The organism is Snodgrassella alvi, assembly GCF_002777855.1.
GTDB lineage: Bacteria > Pseudomonadota > Gammaproteobacteria > Burkholderiales > Neisseriaceae > Snodgrassella > Snodgrassella alvi_E.
In genome coordinates this window covers 239,082-255,238 of sequence record NZ_MEIK01000015.1, presented here as the reverse complement: position 1 = coordinate 255,238, position 16,157 = coordinate 239,082, and the positions used below count along the sequence as shown (strand labels likewise).

General features: G+C 46.4%; 17 protein-coding genes. 6 read left to right on the top strand and 11 right to left on the bottom strand.

What is annotated here, in order from left to right:
- Positions 1-41 precede the first annotated feature (41 nt).
- Positions 42-287: a hypothetical protein gene (locus BHC43_RS01930; RefSeq protein ID WP_100139834.1), complete on the bottom strand. Its 246-nt coding sequence runs from the start codon at positions 285-287 to the stop codon at positions 42-44.
- Positions 288-890: 603 nt separating this feature from the next.
- On the bottom strand, positions 891-1,784 hold the full coding sequence (locus BHC43_RS01925) for a LysR substrate-binding domain-containing protein (RefSeq protein ID WP_257377959.1): 894 nt from the start codon (positions 1,782-1,784) through the stop codon (positions 891-893).
- 102 nt (positions 1,785-1,886) lie between these two features.
- On the opposite strand from BHC43_RS01925, the gene BHC43_RS01920 reads away from it, so the two are divergent.
- From BHC43_RS01920 to BHC43_RS01910, 3 genes are all read left to right on the top strand, one after another.
- A complete protein-coding gene (locus BHC43_RS01920) occupies positions 1,887-2,291 on the top strand; it encodes a CidA/LrgA family protein (protein ID WP_100156343.1) in 405 nt (134 codons plus the stop codon).
- 37 nt (positions 2,292-2,328) lie between these two features.
- Positions 2,329-3,018, top strand: a complete 690-nt coding sequence (locus BHC43_RS01915) for an LrgB family protein (protein ID WP_100139832.1) — start codon at positions 2,329-2,331, stop codon at positions 3,016-3,018.
- Positions 3,019-3,196: 178 nt separating this feature from the next.
- Positions 3,197-4,567 (top strand): NAD-dependent succinate-semialdehyde dehydrogenase, encoded by a 1,371-nt coding sequence (locus BHC43_RS01910; RefSeq protein ID WP_100156342.1) that lies wholly within the window; start codon positions 3,197-3,199, stop codon positions 4,565-4,567.
- Positions 4,568-4,667: 100 nt separating this feature from the next.
- Here the strand turns inward: BHC43_RS01910 and BHC43_RS01905 are convergent, their stop codons facing one another.
- The 9 genes from BHC43_RS01905 to gluQRS form a co-directional block, all read right to left on the bottom strand.
- Positions 4,668-5,150, bottom strand: a complete 483-nt coding sequence (locus tag BHC43_RS01905; protein WP_100156341.1) for a hypothetical protein — start codon at positions 5,148-5,150, stop codon at positions 4,668-4,670.
- A 29-nt stretch (positions 5,151-5,179) separates the two neighbouring features.
- Complete coding sequence (locus BHC43_RS01900; RefSeq protein WP_100156340.1) at positions 5,180-5,542, bottom strand: DUF423 domain-containing protein; 363 nt, start codon at positions 5,540-5,542, stop codon at positions 5,180-5,182.
- Positions 5,543-5,807: 265 nt separating this feature from the next.
- A complete protein-coding gene (locus BHC43_RS01895; RefSeq protein ID WP_100139828.1) occupies positions 5,808-6,089 on the bottom strand; it encodes a hypothetical protein in 282 nt (93 codons plus the stop codon).
- 250 nt (positions 6,090-6,339) lie between these two features.
- Entirely contained in the window at positions 6,340-6,462 is a 123-nt protein-coding gene (gene cydX / locus BHC43_RS01890) for a cytochrome bd-I oxidase subunit CydX (protein ID WP_100139827.1), read from the bottom strand.
- A 58-nt stretch (positions 6,463-6,520) separates the two neighbouring features.
- A complete protein-coding gene (gene cydB / locus BHC43_RS01885; RefSeq protein ID WP_100152306.1) occupies positions 6,521-7,669 on the bottom strand; it encodes a cytochrome d ubiquinol oxidase subunit II in 1,149 nt (382 codons plus the stop codon).
- Between the two features lie 9 nt (positions 7,670-7,678).
- Entirely contained in the window at positions 7,679-9,223 is a 1,545-nt protein-coding gene (locus tag BHC43_RS01880; protein ID WP_100152305.1) for a cytochrome ubiquinol oxidase subunit I, read from the bottom strand.
- Positions 9,224-9,622: 399 nt separating this feature from the next.
- A complete protein-coding gene (locus BHC43_RS01875) occupies positions 9,623-11,281 on the bottom strand; it encodes an amino acid ABC transporter ATP-binding/permease protein (RefSeq protein ID WP_100156339.1) in 1,659 nt (552 codons plus the stop codon).
- Complete coding sequence (cydD, locus tag BHC43_RS01870) at positions 11,278-12,981, bottom strand: thiol reductant ABC exporter subunit CydD (protein ID WP_100156338.1); 1,704 nt, start codon at positions 12,979-12,981, stop codon at positions 11,278-11,280. Before cydD ends, BHC43_RS01875 begins: the two co-directional genes overlap by 4 nt.
- A gap of 38 nt (positions 12,982-13,019) precedes the next feature.
- Positions 13,020-13,913 (bottom strand): tRNA glutamyl-Q(34) synthetase GluQRS, encoded by an 894-nt coding sequence (gene gluQRS, locus BHC43_RS01865; protein ID WP_100156337.1) that lies wholly within the window; start codon positions 13,911-13,913, stop codon positions 13,020-13,022.
- 247 nt (positions 13,914-14,160) lie between these two features.
- Between gluQRS and tsaB the strand changes: the two genes are divergently transcribed.
- Genes tsaB through BHC43_RS01850 form a run of 3 tightly spaced genes read left to right on the top strand, consistent with a single transcriptional unit; the run spans position 14,161 to position 16,117 of the window.
- The gene (gene tsaB, locus BHC43_RS01860; RefSeq protein WP_100156336.1) at positions 14,161-14,844 is read left to right on the top strand and encodes a tRNA (adenosine(37)-N6)-threonylcarbamoyltransferase complex dimerization subunit type 1 TsaB; all 684 of its coding nucleotides are present in this window, start codon (positions 14,161-14,163) and stop codon (positions 14,842-14,844) included.
- Positions 14,841-15,272 (top strand): ribosomal protein S18-alanine N-acetyltransferase, encoded by a 432-nt coding sequence (rimI, locus tag BHC43_RS01855; RefSeq protein ID WP_100156335.1) that lies wholly within the window; start codon positions 14,841-14,843, stop codon positions 15,270-15,272. Before tsaB ends, rimI begins: the two co-directional genes overlap by 4 nt.
- Entirely contained in the window at positions 15,266-16,117 is an 852-nt protein-coding gene (locus tag BHC43_RS01850) for a uracil-DNA glycosylase (RefSeq protein ID WP_100156334.1), read from the top strand. The genes rimI and BHC43_RS01850 overlap by 7 nt, the downstream gene beginning before the upstream one ends.
- The last annotated feature ends 40 nt before the right edge of the window (positions 16,118-16,157 follow it).

The window sequence follows — 16,157 nt, the reverse complement described above, 5'->3', positions numbered from 1 at the left end:
TTTAATGTAATTGTCGGTTTAGTCTATCCACTCGGATTTCTTTAATTTTTGCTATTCGATTGGCTTAATACCGAGCCGGCTAAAGATTTGGTTTCTTCACTATATTTTGAACTTTTTAAAGCCTTCGATGCAATGGTTTCTATTTTCTTTCCGGTTTGTTTATTGGTATTGGATTGAGCCAAAGCAGAAGCGGCAAGCTCCTTTTGAATTTTGGAAGCATCAGGTTTTTTTAAAGTCTTAGCTGCATTGGATGCTATTGCTGAAGACGTTTTTTTATTTGCAGACATATAATTTTATCTCCATAAGTAATTTAAATATTATTTTCTGAGGTTTTAATAATTTATACCTCAAATTTATTTTAAACTTAATATTTATATTCTGAAATATATTTATATTAAATTTGCACTTAAGTTTTAATTAAAAACTTAAAAATCAATCTATCTGTTTTTTCGAAGCAGAAACGTACACAATACGATACATACCCTAATAGGATACATGTATTCAGTAGATGAAGGTGTTAAAGATTTGATATTGACAGCCTGCTCTGTGCATGGCCATATAAAAGTGGCCATTCCTACTCTTCCAGCATTTCTTACACTGATTGCATTTAGAATAGCTACTATTATTTCGGCTTCATCTTTTAAATCATAGCATGATACGCACACTACTCTTACCGCTACTGCTTCTGGTAGTAAATATTCAGCTCAGTGCAAAACTTTTAGCCTTATATATAACTCAGGTTTTCACTTATCGGTATGGCTGCGTACAGTATATATTTCTTTTACTGGCTTTTTACTAATACGCTATTTATGCTCAAGACGAGAGGATGCAGTCTTTCTGTAACGTTTTCTTATCAGACTAATATTAATAAACATTAATTGTAGAAATTGTTATTGTGCGAATTCTTGTCGCACCACATTTAGCCACGCTTTAAGTGCCGGCGTCAGCTTTTTATGGCGCGGCCAGGCCATAGATAAACGCCAGTTGATTGTAGGGTCTGTGAGTGGGACGGCTGCAAACACCTTGCTATCAAAATCATCAGTGTAATAGCGTGGCAGTAAAGCAATACCTATTTCTTTCTCTACCATATCTCGCAATAGCTCCCACTGGCTGGTACAGCAAACAACATTCGGTTCAAAGCCCTGATCGCGGCAGGCGTTGACAATGCGCTCATATAGAGCAAAACCTCGGCTAAACAGAATAAAAGATTCATCACGCAAGCTGCGCAGCGATATCGATTCGGGAATATTAGCCAGCCTTTTTCGTGGAAACAATACCATCAGCGGGTAATCGCACAAGGGAATGTGGTTAAAATCATCGCTTACCGGTAGCAGCAACTGACCGGCATCCAGCCGGTTATCCAGCAAAGCAGCTTCGATATCGCGGGTACCGGATTCGATAAACGCCAGCTCAATATCTGGACATTGCTGATGAAAACGGAAGAAAACCGGCGTAAGCAGACGGCTCCCAAGCAGGGACATACCAATGCGCAAGGTACCGGATTTTAATTTGCGATAATCCGCAACTTCCTGTTGCAAGAGATTGACCTGATTCAGTATCTGCTGCGAACGATCATAGACACGCTGACCAATTTCGGTAGGCTGTACCAGTCGTTTGCGGCCGTTTTCACCTTTATAAAGTAATGCTACATTTAGTTCATTTTCTAATGTATGTATTATTTTGCTTACGCTGGGCTGCGATAAAGCCAGTTTTTCTGCGGTGGCGGAAAAGCTATGATTCTGAACCAAAGCCACCCAGCACTGAAGTGCTTTTATATCAATCATAATTATTCAGAAAAAGAATAATAAAAAACTTATAATTCATATTACGCCTAATAAGGCTTACTATAATTTAGCGCCTGAATTAATGGCATCAGGAAAGCCAATATGAATATCTTACACCTTTGTCCGGCTAACTGCTTGCGTATCTGCAGTCAGATCGGCGTGATTATATTGTTCTGGGTAGCTGGACTCGGTATTGAAAAAGTCACGCATATTCCTCTATCCGCTGGTGTAATCGGTTTATTTCTGCTGTTAGTGCTTTTACAACTAAAAATAATCAAGCTGTCGTGGGTATCCAGTGGAGCACAGGCGCTACTCGGAGAGCTGATGCTGTACTTCATGCCTATTCTGATTGCGGTGGTGCAATATAAAGCACTTTTTATGGCTGAAGGCTGGCAATTGATTGTAAGTATCGTCAGCGGCACCTTTCTGGTGATGAGCAGTACAGCTCTGACGCTGAAATACTGTTACCGCTTGCGACGTGCCTGGATTAAGCGCCGCCATATCTAAAAGACCAATAATCATTTTTCCTGCTTAGAAAACCTATATGAATATCATTGCTGCCGGCTGCTTTATCTGGACCATCGTGCTGTATGCATTGGCCAAAAAATGTTATCGCGCCAAACCCATTATGCTGTTATCCCCTGCTATTACATTTAGTGTCATCACCATTGCGGTGATGCAGTGGCTAAACATTAGCTACGCCGATTACAATCAATACACACGTTATATATCTGGCCTGCTCGGCCCGGCCACAGTGGCTTTTGCCATCCCCATCTACCAATATCGCGAGGTCATGAAGCGACAGCTACCAATACTCTTGGCGGCCATTATTGTCGGCATGTCTGTTGGTGTCGGCAGTGCCTATCTTATGGCTCGTTTGTTTCATTTTAATCATGAAGTTACTTATAGCCTGATGGCACGGTCTGTTTCCACGCCATTTGCGATTGAGCTGGCAGATAAAATCCATGGCTCTGCCGCACTGGTATCGGTATTTACCATTATTACTGGGTTAGCCGGCATGCTGTTTGGTGACATCACACTGGCTTTCAGCCGCAGCCGTCTGCATCTTGCTAATGGTGCCGCTTTTGGTAACGCCGCTCATGGCTTCGGTACCTCACGCGCCATTCAGCGCAATGCCGATGAAGGGGTGGTTGCCAGTCTCACCATGATATTAGCTGGTTTATTTATGGTACTGGTCGGCCCGATGCTGGTGCGGTTTATTGTGTGGCTGTAAAGACTAAACCTCACTTTACAAAATATTTACCGCTGCCGTACAATGATTCTCGGCATCTTATTTCTATTCCTTATCACATTAAAGCCGCACTGGTAATTACCATACGGCACGTTTCTCTTGTCTTACGTATTTACAGACAAAACATTCTTAATAGTATATCTATAGGGAGTAGCTACACATGGCATATCAATCTCTCAATCCGTTCACCAACGAACTGACTAAAACTTTCAACAATCACACAGACGCTGAAGTAGAAAACATCCTCACTCAGGCCTATGCGCTGTATCAGTCTGCGTGGTCGCAGCCACAAAACATAAGTGACAGACAGGCTCTTTTACGCCGTCTAGCAGATGTGATGACGCTGCATCAAGAAAAAATTGCTCGAATCATTACTCAGGATATGGGTAAACGTCTGGCCGAAAGTCGAAACGAAGTGGTTAACTGCATTGAAATCGTGCAGTATTATGCCGAACAGGCGGCCGAATTACTCAAACCAGTCGCTTATCCAAGTAAGCTAGGTACAGGCTGGGTAGAACATCATCCCATCGGAATTATTCTGGCGATTGAACCATGGAATTTTCCAATATATCAATTGATTCGTGTGATTGCGCCAGCAATGGCTGTTGGCAATCCAGTGGTCGCCAAACATGCAAGCAATGTGCCGCAATGTGCACAATTGATGGAAGATTTGCTGCATGAAGCCAATGCACCAGCAGGTGCCTATACCAATTTGTTTGTTAACACACAGCAGATTGCCACTATTATTAGCGACAAGCGCGTACAAGGCGTGGCGCTCACCGGTTCTGAAGGTGCCGGCAGCATAGTAGCCGGACAGGCTGGCAGCAAATTGAAAAAAGCCACCATGGAGCTGGGTGGCAATGATGTCTTTGTCGTGACTGAAGATGCAGACGTGGCGGCAGCAGCACATACGGCCGTTGGTGGCCGCCTGTTCAATGCCGGACAAGTATGTATCGCCGCAAAACGATTTATCGTGCATGAACAAGTGGCCGAAGAGTTTATCCGAATTGTCAAAGAAGATTTTGCCAATGTGGTAATGGGAGATCCACTAGATGAACATACCACGCTCGCACCACTATCATCTCGCAAGGGCAAAGAGGATTTGCAGAAACAACTTGATGCAGCTATCAGCCATGGCGCCAAAGTATTATGCGGCAATCAGCCAGCTGAAGGTAACTTCTTTACCCCTACCCTGATTACTGATATCAGCCGCGATAATCCAGCTTATTTTGAGGAATTTTTTGGTCCGGTAGCACATCTGTATATAGTGAAAAATGATGATGAAGCCATCGCTCTGGCCAATGATTCTAATTTTGGGCTGGGCGGAACTGTGTTTTCGAAAGACATCGAACGCGCTAAAAAACTGGCTTCCCGTATCGAAACCGGTATGGTATTTATCAACCGCTTTGGGGATTCAGTGGCTGAGCTGCCATTTGGCGGAGTAAAACGCTCCGGTTTCGGCCGCGAACTGAGCGATCTGGGCATTAAAGAATTCGTAAACCACAAACTGGTAGTAGTTGGTCAAGAATAAATTTTCTTCATTAAAAAAAGCAGTCTGTTATTCAGACTGCTTTTTTGCACTTCACCTATGCCATCTCTAGAACACATCAACACCCAACTCAAACAAATATTTATTTTCGGATATTAAAATCTACCTGCCGAGGCAAATTTTTTGGCACAATCAATAATACAAACGGATGCATCTGATAATCAAGCGCGGTACCGTTGTGGATACGTATATCTAATATCAGTTTATCCTGCGTGCGACTGAGTGCCATAGGGGTGATATCAAGCTGCCGCTGTACAATTCCAGCATCATAAACCAGAATATCGTGAGTGTTAAAATCAATCGGTGTTGGCTGCCCATTACGTCCCATGGTTGCAGCCATAGCAAAATAACGTGAAAACTCGGATGCAGTATTGATATGCCTTGGTACCGGCCGGTTGACCGTATTTTTAATAAAATAGTGTCTTGCCTCTTGATAAGGGACGGTAGTAACAGCCTGTACTTGGGGCACCAAACCTTTTGCCCCTTTTGCTGTAACTCGATGACAGGCACTCAGAAAAGCAGCCACAAACCAAGCCAACATGATGACGCAAACCGTACTGCGCATACCACACCTCCTGTCTGGCAAAATTGCCGCTAAGACTGCTTAAACGCCATCCAAGCTAGCGTTAACCAGCCAATAATCATTGTTACCCCACCTATTGGTGTTATAGCACCCAACCAGCGTGGTAAACCTAAAGCCATCAGATACAATGAACCACAAAAAATAATCAGCCCCAGCTGCAACAGCCAGAATGGAGTTTTAACGGCAAAAGCCGGTACAGTTCTGGCCAGCACACCGAGCATCAGCAATCCCAGTGCATGCCAAAAAAAATACTGTGTGGCTGTATGCCACCATTCAAGCTGCTGTACACTGGCCATCTGCTTTAAACCATGTGCACCAAATGCACCGAGCATTACCGCTAGAGCTAGATTTATTGCTGCCGTACCTAACCACATATCATTCCCCTTAATTTATTCAATCATAAAATCTGTTTGACTGATCATATATCAGACACCTATATACTCTGTTTCTGCCAGATAATCACAGTATATCTTCCACCCGTGTGGATAACAAACCACATTACTACTAGGTGACCCACCACCGATCGAGCATCAATCGCTTATACCATCTCGCCCTGAGCCAAATTGCCAGTAAAAAACAGGCCAATCCCAACGATTGGCCTGTTTTTCATTCTTTACAGGAAAAGCTTGAATCAGCAGCTTATTTGCAACTGATACCAGCAATCTGCGGTGTCTGTCCTGTGCCTACTTTAATTACACATTTAGTACTGCTGGCGCCAGATACTGTCAGATTTCCAGCGGCCAAATTCATATTCAGAGGCTCTTTCACACCCATTTTTACAGCAGTGCTGGCCAGCTTTTGCACTTCTTCCGGTGCATAGGAAGTATTGTTGCCGTCAATTTTAATATCCTTAGCGCCAGCGCTCATAGCCAGCAGCATAGAAACAGAAAACATCAAGCCATTACGTATCAATTTATTCATCGGAGTCCTTTCCGAAGAGAATATCCATCAAACATAATAATATAAAAATGCAAAAATTTCCAGAAAAATTAATCTCTTCAACCCACATTTACCGCAAAAGGAGCAACCATCTAGACACTTTCACCACTCAATGAATATACGCCGTAAGCAAAAAAAGCTGTATACCCGTTACATAGGTATACAGCAAACCAAAGGAACTGTTCAGATTACCTGAGCTTATTCCGCTCAGCCTGATTCTGCATAAATTTTCTTATGACTCTGATGAGTTCTGCTCTAAAGAATCTCTATCCTGCTGATATTCGCCCCATAATGCATTTACTACACCCAGCAATATGGCAAAACCAATGCCCAAACACCAAGCAAAATACCACATAATATACTCCCGTCTGTTTAGCCATACCTGCCGGTGCGCACCGGCAGGTACTACGTTATCAATATGCGCTGTGATCGTTGCGGCGGATATGCTCACTGGTTACCTTACCGCGCATCACACGGTAGCACCAGCTGGTATAAAACAGCACAATCGGCACAAAGATAACTGCAGCCACCAGCATTACTTTCAAAGTAAATTCACTGGAGCTAGCATCCCATACTGTTAAACTCGAACGCAAATCGGTATTGGATGGCATGATAAATGGAAACATAGCCACACCAGCAGTAGCAATCACTCCAGCTAGACCCAGTGCAGACGACCAAAACGCTGCAAATGCTTTACCATTTTTGGCCAGCAGCCAAGCCAGAATAAAGCCCAGATAAGCCAGCACCGGAATCACCAGCAACAGCGGATATTGCTGATAGTTTTGCATCCACGCACCAGTGGCGGTAACCACCTGTTTATGGAGTGGGTCGGGTGCGGCGGCTGGTAGATAGCTACCGGCTACCATGCTGTAGCCCTTGATACCCAAATTAATCCACAGACCAGCCAACGAAAAGGTCACCACTACCACTATTAGCGCGATGGTACTTGCTTGCAGCGCACGTTTTTTCACCACATCTTCCGTACGTAAAGCCAGATAAATGGCACCGTGGAAAATAATCATTGCTGCTGATACCACACCGCACAACAGACTAAATGGATTTAGCAATCCCCAAAAACTACCGGTGTAGAAAGAACGCAAATCATCATCAAAATGAAATGGCACCCCTAAAAGCAGATTGCCGAATGCAACACCAAAAATCAGCGGCGGCACAAAACTGCCAACAAACAATAACCAGTCCCAGCTGGAGCGCCATAGCGGATTATTAATTTTACTGCGGTAATCAAACCCCACCGGCCGGAAAAACAGCGCCCACAATACGGCCATCATCGCCCAGTAAAAACCGGAAAAAGCAGTAGCATATGCATATGGCCAAGCAGCAAAAATCGCGCCACCTCCAGTAATAAACCATACTTGATTGCCATCCCAATGCGGGCCTACCGTATTAATAATCACACGGCGCTCATTATCGTTTCTGCCCACAAACGGCAGCAAAGCGCCAACCCCCATGTCTTGTCCATCCATTATGGCAAAGCCGATCAGCAGCACGCCCAGCAATAACCACCAGATGAATTTCAATACCGGATAATCCAAGAATTCCATGCTCAACTCCTAATGCTCTGCTTCATTGGCATAGCGACCCGTGCCCAGCGAGCCCGGTCCCTGACGCGAAAACCGTACCATCAGATAAACTTCCACAATCAGCAATATCGTGTACAAAGTCACAAAGCCGAAAATAGAACCCCAGATGTTGGCGGCAGTTAATGAAGATACAGACAGATTAGTGGGCAGCACACCGTATACCGTCCACGGCTGGCGGCCATATTCGGCCACAAACCATCCGGCTTCACAAGCCAGCCATGGCAGAGGCAGACTCCAGAACGTCCATTTCAGCAACCAGCGCTTTTCTGCAAAATTATTTTTAACCGAAGCGTAAAATGCCACTGCCATTAACAATAGCATTAGAAATCCGCACAGCACCATAATTCGGAAACTCCAGAACATCGGAGCCACACGCGGAATGGTTTCCCGCGCCGCATGTGCAATATCAGCTTCAGTAGCCTGCCGCACATCTGGTACATATGATTTCAGCAATAAACCAAAGCCTAAATCATTACCATATTTTTTCAGGTTTTCTTTAGCCAGCTCATCAGAACGATTTTTACGCAATGCTTCCAGTGCGATTACTGCTTCACGTCCGTTACGGATACGCTCAATGTTGTCAACAATGATTTCCTTAATTCCCGGAATTTGCTTATCCAACGAGCGCGTACCAATCAAGCCCATTGCCCATGGAATCCGGACTGTAAAATCATTTTTCATCGCATCTTCATTGGGCAGAGCAATCAAATTAAAAGAAGCTGGTGCCGGTTCTGTTTCCCACATGGCTTCTAGCGCAGCCATTTTGGTTTGCTGTGATTTACCAACCGTATAACCGGATTCATCACCAAGCACAATCACCGACAAAATTGAAGCCACACCAAAACCCACCGCGATACGGAAACTTTTCTTAGCAAATTCCACATCCTGACGCTTCAACATATACCAGGCAGAAATCGCCATCACGAAAATTGCACCAGTCACATAACCGGCAGAAACGGTATGCACGAATTTATTTTGCGCCACCTCGTTCAGAAAGATTTCCGAAAAGCTAGTCATTTCCATGCGCATAGATTCAAAATTGAAATGCGCACCCACCGGATCTTGCATCCAACCATTGGCCACCAAAATCCATAAAGCAGACAGATTAGTACCCAGCGCCATCAGCACTGTAACTAACAGATGGCCGGGACGACTCAAGCGATCCCAAGCAAAAAAGAACAAACCTACAAACGTAGACTCAAGAAAGAAAGCCATAAGACCTTCAATCGCCAAAGGGGCACCAAAAATATCACCCACATAATGTGAGTAATAAGACCAGTTGGTACCAAACTGGAATTCCATGGTAATACCGGTAGTCACCCCAAGTGCGAAATTGATACCAAATAATTTACCCCAGAAACGCGTCATATCCTTATAAATTTGCTTGCCGGTCAGGACATATACTGATTCCATAATGACCAGAATCCATGTCATCCCAAGTGTGAGCGGCACAAACAAAAAATGATAAAGCGCGACTAGAGCAAACTGCAGCCGAGACAGCTCCACCAAATCCATAGCCTTGTTCCTTGTTTTAATTAATTAAATTTTATTCAGCAAAAACACAGCCCGAATAGTACAAATATCCAGATTACATATATAAAATAATACTATTCAAATTGAGAATATGAAACTGAACATAAAATTTTTCAAATACTTATAATTAGAATAAATTTAAAATTGTAAAGTTTGATTATAAATTACCGAAGGTATATCACATATAATTAAAAAATACTTACTCTACGACTTAAAAAATTCATACACATATAAGTATAAATTATAAAACAATGGATTTATCAATATTTATTATCTGCACAGCATTAACTTGATTTAAATCAAATACCGTGTTTCTTTTCAAAATAAAAACAGCCACAACGTGGCTGTATCAATACGCATACTGCAACAAAGACATACCGCTCAACTCGTGCCCACTTGCAAAACCTGTGCTTGTGGCCATGGATTAGCTTGATGGCTGGCCACAACCAAAATTCCACGCTGCTGATGTTGCTGAAGCATTACTGCTAGCGCGGTCTGTGTTTCTTCATCCATACCTGCAAAAGGCTCATCCAGAATCAGCAGCTCATAAGGGCGCAGCAACAATCGAGCCAGTGCAATCCGTCGCGCCTGCCCGCCCGAAACCGCAGCACCGTATTCTCCCAAAGGAGTATCAAGTTGCTTAGGCTGATGCTCAGCCCAGACCATCAGCCCCACATTGGCCAGCACCGCCCATAGCTCTTCATCAGTCGCATCCGCCTTGCCCAGCCGCAGATTCTCTGCCAGCGTTAAATCGAAAATATCTAACTGCTGTGCCAGATATCCCACCTGCCTTGTCCATTGCCAATACGCAAACGGCCTACCATTACAGCTTAGCTCACCATCATTTGCCTCCAATTCTCCGGCCAGCACCGCCAGTAAAGTGGACTTACCGGCACCGGAGGCACCTTGCAACAATAAAATATCCCCGTTTTTCACATCGAAATTAATATGTTCAGCACCATTTAGTGCCTGCGGCCAGCACGCACACAAATTTCTTGCCTGTAAATGCAGTTGCAGAGGTAAAGCATTTTTTGGTTCAGACACCGGCACACCGTTGGGCACAATCGCATTGAGACGGGTACAGGCGGCGCGGCACAAACCAAAAGTCATCACATTCATTCCCAACACCAATACCAGCTCAGAAAAGCCGAATATTGCCAGCAGCAAAGCAAGCAACATCGCCACAGACAGCTTCCCTACACTCAATAAAGCGCTCCCATGCCACAGCAGCAACGCAGCCGCTGCTGCGAGACACAACTGCTGTAACAGCACCACTCTACCCGCCAGCCGCTGCTGACTTAGCTGCGCGCCAACATAATTCCCATCCTTAGCAAAAAATGCAGTCGCAAAACGTGGCCATTGCTGCCATTGCAATAATGCGGTTAGCGCCTCCAGTGGTTGCAGTAAAGCAGTTCGTCGAATTTCTGCCTGCATCGCTTGCCGACGACCCCAGTTCTGCCCGTAGCAAGCAGCCAATGCCGGAATTACCAGTGTTGCCAGCAGCAAAGGAATACTCAGAGCTAGCGTTAGCCCGCCACCGGCTACAATCAGAGTTAAGCCAAGAATACCCAGCAACAACATAAACGCCCACAACCATGGCAACACCACATTCAGCGGCCAATTATTCAAGAGTTCAATATCACTTAATAACCGATGCATCTGCTGAAGCGAGCTCACTTGCTGCTGTCTGGCAACGGCCAACCGCGCAAACAGACCACTACGCAAATCAGCCAGCAGTCCCAATACCGCATCGTGCGAACCCAGACGCTCGCCATAGCGTCCAGCCGTACGTAAAATAGCCAGCAAACGGATAACTCCTGCTGGCGTAAAATAATTAAAGATATAAGCCGTAGCCAGACTCACCATTCCTGCTAGCCCTGCCGCCGTAATAAACCAGCCAGATAAAGCCAGCAGCGCAATACCAGCAATTGCCGTAGCCTGCCCCAAAACCCACGCCAGAATCCACGCACCCTGCCGGCTGCGTAAAAGACCCGATAACTTTAGCTCCTGCCCCGACCACAACAAATCATAACGTTTCATCGCACCCGCTCCTGCTCAGAAGACAGCATTATTTCTCGGTCTGTCCAACCTGCATAACTCACATCATGGCTCACTAGCAACACCGTCTTGCCGTAGCTGAGTCTGTCCAGTAAGCGCATAATTTCTTCTGCTGTTTGCGCATCCAAATGTGCAGTCGGCTCATCCAACAGCCACAAAGGGGAATTGCGCAGCAGCATCTGTGCCAGCGCGAGACGTTGCAACTGTCCACCTGACAATCCCTTGCCTCGCTCACCCAATAGCGTATTTAACTGAGCCGGCAACCTCTGTACCAGCACCCACAAACCCACCTGCTGCAACACTTCACGCAACTGCTCATCTGAAGCACTGGCATTAGCCAGCCGCAAATTATCAGCAATCGACAACGCCAAAATCGGCGGCGTCTGCGCCAGATAAGCCACCGATTGTCTGAGTAGTGGCAGATTCAAATCGACATAATCATATTGATTAATCCGTAAAATACCGGAGTAAGGTGCAAATCCAAGCAAAGCCTGCAACAGACTCGACTTACCACTACCACTGGCGCCCCGCAGCAGCACCCGCTCGCCAGCCTGTACACTGAAACTAAATTGAGGCAACCTCACTCGCTTATCTCGCCCGTAAACCACCAAATATTCACCTCGCAGCTCAGGCGGACTCTGCAATACAAAATCCACCTCTGCAGTGGACGCTGTCACCGTTTCAGTAACTTCAAACAAAGGGATTAATGCTTCTGTTGCCGCTTCCGCTTTGGCCTTATCATGATAATTCGCACCTAACTGGCGCAGCGGCGCATAAAATTCAGGAGCCAGCAGCAAAATAAACAACGCCCCCTGATAAGGTACCGGCACCTGACCATTTGCCCACGGCAACACACCCAGTAGCCCCAATCCCAGATACACCGCCACCAGTGCAATCGCCAAGGAAGCAAACAACTCCAACACCGCCGTAGACAGAAATGCTAGACGCAGCACCGCCATAGTACGCTTACGGTAAGAATAAGCAGCCGAATCAATTGCCTGCTGCGCAATCTGCTGTGCCCCCAGCCGACGTAACGTCGGCAAACCACGCAATAAATCCAGAAACCGACCGCTCAATGCTGCAAGCGCTGATAATTGCGCCCGATTTTTTCGCGCAGCAGCCTGCCCTAGCAGAATCATAAACACCGGCACCAATGGTGCTGTCAGCAATAACAAAGCCGCTGCAAACGGACTGTAAAAACAGGTTGCCGCTGCAATCAGCAATGGCATTAGTGCTGCCAACTGCTGTTGCAGCACATAATGGCTAAAATAACCATCTAGCGCATCCACCTGCTCCAACACCAAGGAAGACAGCGCGCCATCACTGCCATATTGGCTGCGTTCCGGCCCCAGAAAAGCCAAAGCGCTTAACAACTGGCTGCGTAGCTGCATGCGGATAGACGCACTGGCTTGCGCCACCAACCGATCTTTAAAATAATTCAGCAACGGTCGCAGCAACCAACACACTAGCAAATAAGGCAGAAACTGGCGGAGAGCCGCCATCACATTCTCACCACCCAGCCACAATGCAAACAGATTGGCCAATAAAGCACTTTGCACAATAATTAATACCGCTGCCGTCAGCATCAGCACCCATGCCAGCCGGAAAGACCGACGCTGGCGCTTTTGCCACATACGCAGATAAAAACGCGCAGAAAATGCTTGAACATTTGGTGTAGCCAACCTGCTTCTCCCTTTAATCTAAAATCCCTTACCTAAAACTATTCAGTCATAATAGCGTGTGGCCGAACACGCTCTAGCCGCCAATGCAATACCGCCCATTCCAGCAAATCCGCCAAACTATCCACTTGCGGCGCCAGCGGCAGCCCCAGATAAAGCAAAACCTGCCGTAACAAATCCTCACGTCGATGCAAATCCAGTGCCGGTGCCCGCGTCTGCTTCGACCACTTCTGCCCCTGCGCATTTGTTAACAACGGCAAATGAGCATACTCAGGCTGAGCAAGACCTAACAACTGCTGTACATAAATCTGCCGTGGCGTCGACACCAGCAAATCCTGACCACGCACCACATGATTTACACCCTGTGCTGCATCATCGACCACCACCGCCAGCTGATAAGCCCAGCAGCCATCCGCACGCAGCAAAATAAAATCGCCCGTATCACTAGCCAGACATTGCTGCTGCCACCCCTGTACCGCATCCTGAAAACCGATAATGGCTGTATCTGTGCGTAAACGCCATGCCGGAGGCTTATGCGCAACTGCAGATATCGCTGCATAATTTAATGCACATTTACCACCATAAATTACGCCATCCACACCCATACCCCGTGCTTCAGCCTGCACCGTCTTACGACTACAAAAACAAGGATAGACTTTATTCTGTGCACGCAATGCATCCAATGCCGCCGCATACAAATGATGGCGGCGGCTCTGATACACCACCTCACCATCCCAGTGCAGCGAAAATGCCTCCAGTGTCGATAAAATAGAAGCAGCCGCACCGGGCATTTCCCGCGGCGGATCCAAATCTTCCATACGCACCAGCCAACGCCCCTGCCGGCTGCGTGCATCCAGATACGAAGCCACAGCCGTCAGCAGTGAACCAATATGCAATAAACCAGTCGGACTGGGCGCAAACCGCCCCACATACATCTCAGCCACAAACCGCTTCCATCCTGAACATCACCTGCAACTTGACATTCCATTTGCAAAAGAACAAACCACCCAATTCACATAGCAGCAAGCTCTGCAAGATAAACAATTAATTATTAAAATTTACCCCATAATAGCATTTATTAGCCCTGCCCCGGTCATAATGGATACAGCAAACTCAGACATCAGGGTCATTTAAAAAGCTATAAAAAGGTATAATCCACCCATCTAAACATTCTGACACACCATGATCAGTATCAATTCTCGTCTGCTGGTAATCGATACCAGCACCGGCTACCTATCATTAGGCCTTCATCACAACGGACATACCCACAGCATTTACGAAGCAGTGGGCACAAAACAGTCTGAACTGATATTACCGCGTATCCGGCAACTGCTGGAAACAGCAAACCTAATGCTAGCCGACCTGAATGGCATAGTCTATGCACAAGGGCCGGGGGCATTTACCGGTCTTCGCATCGGACTGGGAGTAGCAACCGGTTTAGCTTTGCCGAACAACCTACCTCTGATTGGTATACCTTGTCTGGACGCTGTGGCTGCACAGATACCAGATCAACCATGCGTACTGGCGGCTACCGATGCCCGCATGAATGAACTTTTTTATGCCTGGTATGACACCCGTAATCTGAGCCGCCTCACTGAATATCGCGTAGACAGTGCCAGCAACATCCACCTGCCAGACGGCCATCTCCATGGGACCGGTGTCGGCAACGCGTATGCATTGGATATTGAGTTACCCGTCACAGGGCAAAACCAAATGCCGCAAGCAGACGTATATGCTCAACTGGCTTTAACCGGGCACTATCCCGCAACCACCGCAGCAGAAGCAAGCCTACATTATGTGCGTAACAAAATTGCCTTAACCGCCACCGAACAAGCGGCCAGACGCTCAACAGGACAGCCAGCATGACCATTCGTACCGCTCAGCTAACCGACATTCCTGTTTTAGTGAAATTGGAACAGCTTTGCAATCCCGCACCTTGGTCTACCACCCAGCTAACCAACAGCATCTCTGCAGCTCAGCCCATCTGGGTTGTCGACCTACCCGAACATGGCATCGTAGCCATGCTAGTATGGCAAAAAATACCGAATGAAGCAGAAATTCACCTGCTTGACACCCATCCGGCACACAGACGCCAAGGCTATGCCCAGCAATTACTAAATCATCTCTTTCAAAGTGTACAAGCAGAGACTATCGACCGTATATTGCTCGAAGTACGCTCCAGCAACATGGGCGCCATCAAGCTGTACAAGCGCAATGGTTTCGAAAACTGTGGCTTGCGCAAAAGTTATTACCAAAATGGTGAAGATGCCATAATCATGGAAAAACGATGTTAGACAGCCGTTATCTGTATTTACACGAGGCACTCGGGCTGGGACCGATGTGGTTGGCACAGACTGCCTCTCTGCTCCCCGTACAGCCAGCTCCGGCACAAACTGTCACAGCTAAGCAACCTGCACCACCTAGAGAATCCGTACATTCCAGTACCAGTGCCATACAGAATCCAACAACAAAAGAAACTATCCATCATTCACACCGCGCTGCCCTTCAACACATCATCAGGCAGCCACCTCAAGCAGCTAGTGAAACCACGACCACCACTCAAACTGAAGAACGGCAAAACTTCTGCAGCCAGAGCACAACAGATAATTTAAAACTCAGCTACGAAGCCATACCCGCAGCATTAGCTGCCTGCACCCGCTGCAACCTGCATCAGGAGCGCTGCACGCCCCTATCTGGCTATGGTTCGGCAAATGCTCGTCTACTGGTTATCAGCACCAATCCGGCACCACCTGACGACAGCAACCAGCAACTATTCAGCGGCGAAGTCGGCCAACTGCTCAGCAATATGCTCGCCGCCATCAACATTAGCTCCGAGGAAGTTTTCTATACCAGTCAAGTAAAATGTGCGCCTAATGTTAGTCTTAAAGTAACCAGCGAACAGCTACAAGCATGTTTGCCTTATCTGAGTGCACAAATCAAACACATTCAGCCTCAGGCAATATTACTTTTAGGACAAACATTCAGCCGCCTTGATCAATCAGTGCTGGCTCAGAATCTGCACAACATTCCCTATGTCATCTCTCCTCATCCGGCAAGATTATTGCGTCAAAGCCATTTAAAAGCCACAGCATGGACCGCATTAAAACAATTGCGCAAATATTTACATAAACTCACCTGAAAAAATCAGCAATACTTAGGATTATCCGCACAAGCCAAAA

Bases quoted from the DNA above. Each gene is read 5' to 3' on its own strand.
- BHC43_RS01900 (WP_100156340.1), bottom strand. From the start codon at position 5,542: ATGTGGTTAGGTACGGCAGCAATAAATCTAGCTCTAGCGGTAATGCTC.
- BHC43_RS01905 (WP_100156341.1), bottom strand. From the start codon at position 5,150: ATGCGCAGTACGGTTTGCGTCATCATGTTGGCTTGGTTTGTGGCTGCT.
- BHC43_RS01920 (WP_100156343.1), top strand. From the start codon at position 1,887: ATGAATATCTTACACCTTTGTCCGGCTAACTGCTTGCGTATCTGCAGT.
- cydX (WP_100139827.1), bottom strand. From the start codon at position 6,462: ATGTGGTATTTTGCTTGGTGTTTGGGCATTGGTTTTGCCATATTGCTG.
- BHC43_RS01910 (WP_100156342.1), top strand. From the start codon at position 3,197: ATGGCATATCAATCTCTCAATCCGTTCACCAACGAACTGACTAAAACT.
- BHC43_RS01925 (WP_257377959.1), bottom strand. From the start codon at position 1,784: ATGATTGATATAAAAGCACTTCAGTGCTGGGTGGCTTTGGTTCAGAAT.
- BHC43_RS01895 (WP_100139828.1), bottom strand. From the start codon at position 6,089: ATGAATAAATTGATACGTAATGGCTTGATGTTTTCTGTTTCTATGCTG.
- cydB (WP_100152306.1), bottom strand. From the start codon at position 7,669: ATGGAATTCTTGGATTATCCGGTATTGAAATTCATCTGGTGGTTATTG.
- gluQRS (WP_100156337.1), bottom strand. From the start codon at position 13,913: ATGTATGTGGGGCGGTTTGCGCCCAGTCCGACTGGTTTATTGCATATT.
- BHC43_RS01850 (WP_100156334.1), top strand. From the start codon at position 15,266: ATGTTAGACAGCCGTTATCTGTATTTACACGAGGCACTCGGGCTGGGA.
- rimI (WP_100156335.1), top strand. From the start codon at position 14,841: ATGACCATTCGTACCGCTCAGCTAACCGACATTCCTGTTTTAGTGAAA.
- BHC43_RS01875 (WP_100156339.1), bottom strand. From the start codon at position 11,281: ATGAAACGTTATGATTTGTTGTGGTCGGGGCAGGAGCTAAAGTTATCG.
- BHC43_RS01915 (WP_100139832.1), top strand. From the start codon at position 2,329: ATGAATATCATTGCTGCCGGCTGCTTTATCTGGACCATCGTGCTGTAT.
- BHC43_RS01930 (WP_100139834.1), bottom strand. From the start codon at position 287: ATGTCTGCAAATAAAAAAACGTCTTCAGCAATAGCATCCAATGCAGCT.
- BHC43_RS01880 (WP_100152305.1), bottom strand. From the start codon at position 9,223: ATGGATTTGGTGGAGCTGTCTCGGCTGCAGTTTGCTCTAGTCGCGCTT.
- tsaB (WP_100156336.1), top strand. From the start codon at position 14,161: ATGATCAGTATCAATTCTCGTCTGCTGGTAATCGATACCAGCACCGGC.